Origin of the sequence: Spirulina sp. CCY15215 (assembly GCF_016888125.1) — a bacterium.
Taxonomy (GTDB): Bacteria; Cyanobacteriota; Cyanobacteriia; order Cyanobacteriales; family Spirulinaceae; genus CCY15215.
The window spans coordinates 1-286 of sequence record NZ_JACSWA010000056.1 but is presented as its reverse complement, the minus strand read 5'-3'; the positions used below and the strand labels follow the sequence as shown (position 1 = coordinate 286).

Sequence of the window (286 nt, the reverse complement as noted above, 5' to 3'; positions counted from 1 at the left end):
GTTGAAAAATTGGCGGATGAGGTGTGGTTAGGGGTGAAATGCCAATCGAGCCTGGAGCTAGCTGGTTCTCCCCGAAATGTGTTTAGGCGCAGCGGTTAAGAGATTGTCTGGGGGGTAAAGCACTGTTTCGCTGCGGGCTGCGAGAGCGGTACCAAAGTGAGGCAAACTCAGAATACCCAGATAAAACTTAGCCAGTAAGACGGTGGGGGATAAGCTTCATCGTCAAGAGGGAAACAGCCCAGACCACCAGCTAAGGTCCCCAAATAATCGCTAAGTGATTAAGGAG

The 286-nt window shown here is 51.0% G+C and carries 1 rRNA gene; it reads left to right on the top strand.

The window, feature by feature from the left end:
* A 23S ribosomal RNA gene (locus tag JUI58_RS00240) occupies positions 1 to 286 on the top strand; the annotation flags it as partial.